2 protein-coding genes are annotated in these 1,553 nt (G+C 51.1%); one reads left to right on the plus strand and one right to left on the minus strand.

What is annotated here, in order from left to right; all coding sequences use genetic code 11:
* Positions 1-291 (plus strand): hypothetical protein (locus ACXAC4_RS19095; protein ID WP_475164722.1); only part of this gene is annotated, 291 nt, incomplete at its 5' end.
* Between the two features lie 232 nt (positions 292-523).
* Here ACXAC4_RS19095 and ACXAC4_RS19100 read toward each other — a convergent pair.
* Positions 524-1,261 (minus strand): hypothetical protein, encoded by a 738-nt coding sequence (locus tag ACXAC4_RS19100; RefSeq protein WP_475164724.1) that lies wholly within the window; start codon positions 1,259-1,261, stop codon positions 524-526.
* Between the last annotated feature and the right edge of the window lie 292 nt (positions 1,262-1,553).

Here is a 1,553-nt window from a genome sequence, read left to right on the forward strand (position 1 = left end):
GGTTATGCTTCCGAATTTAGAACGGGTCTCACTACTAGTTGGGGAGATGATCGGTACGAGGGGGCGCACAACAATACGCATTTTGCCGATTGTTACGCGTTGTTACGTTTTGTTACAAACGGAAACCTTCGTTTCTGTTTTGTGTCATTTGTGAAAGTTATGTTAAGCGCGCCATATATTCTTTATCATTCTTCAATAGGCGCATTTTTATTTCCAAACAACGACCAGCTTTACTTCTTCATTGCTTTCTTGGTCGTGCTTGGGGCGTCCGCGTACCGAGCATCACAGTAACAACAGCCTAATACATCACACTGGCCGTTCATGGTCAAAAAGATAAAGCAGATCCGGTTAGTGGGCCATGAAGATGAGAGAACAGGATTCGAAACCAGCCCGAAATGGACACTTCCGCAAGTCTATCGCGCCATTGCCTCCAAAAAATGACAGTAGCGAACATCGCAGACGAGGCGAAGATCAAACAGAGCACGGCCGATCCCGCGCTCCTTTGGCTTGGCTTTGCCCTTGCTCACCACGCGCAGTCGGGAGCCGGGGGCGCAGCTTGATCAGTTGCGGTCGCATTGGCAGCCATGGCGTCTTGTGAAAGCGTATCGAAAACCACACGCTCTTGGTTTGGTGTTCCGTTCCATCGAGCTTGCAGGTTCTGGAACTGGTTCCGCACACCGGCGTTGGCATAGTGCATCTTGCAGTCATAGGCGCGCTGATCAAAAGCATCTCCTGGATCGCCGTGCGGGCGATTTGCATTGTTCGGGCCAACCACAAGGTTGCCTTGCATCCACGCGAACAAGGAGAACATCACTTCATTGGCTTCGTTATGGTCTCCATTATCTTCATCGACATATGCGGCAGCCAGGTCGTTGGTATTGGCAAAACTGCCGATGTTTGCCTGACCGATGAGATTATAGGTGTCCAAAAAACCTTGAACTTCTGCAAGCGTTACGTATTCACCCACGCCATAGCTGATGAGTTCCTGCCATGGAATGATGTGATGCCGAGACTGATTGGCCTGCAGGGCATAAGGAACATTCGCTTGCCACGGATAGTCGGGGCGTTGTTGCGCGGCTGCAGGGCCAGCCGCCAGAGCAGTCACGGTGAGCGCAGTGGCTGTGAGCATGAGCTTTGTTTCAAGCTGTTTATTCGCATGGTTATCACTCCACGGTTGTAGGGGCCGTGAGATGACGCCTGCGTCCATGCTTTGTGAAATGCAAGCCAAGGTTCCATAATGCGCATTATGGGTTGCTCGCATTTGGTAACCGTTATGAGCATCAATCCTTGCTCGGACAAAATCTTCCGTTAGAGTAATCCATGCTATTATCCCTGCCGCGCGCCTGTTGGGCCGCGCAAACAGAATAGCAGCTCATTTCAGGTCGTCATGATCCGCCGCTTTCGATGAAGTGAAACCGGGAAAACAACAATAAGATCCGGAGGTCTCTCTAAGATGCGAACAAGATTGATCCGCCTTCTGGCGGCAGGTGCCTTTGCGGCGTCTCTGGTGGTTAGGTGCTGAGTTACCCAACCGTACCAAGTCTGTTAACCTT

The organism is Pseudoalteromonas sp. AWM4_233, from assembly GCF_056158285.1.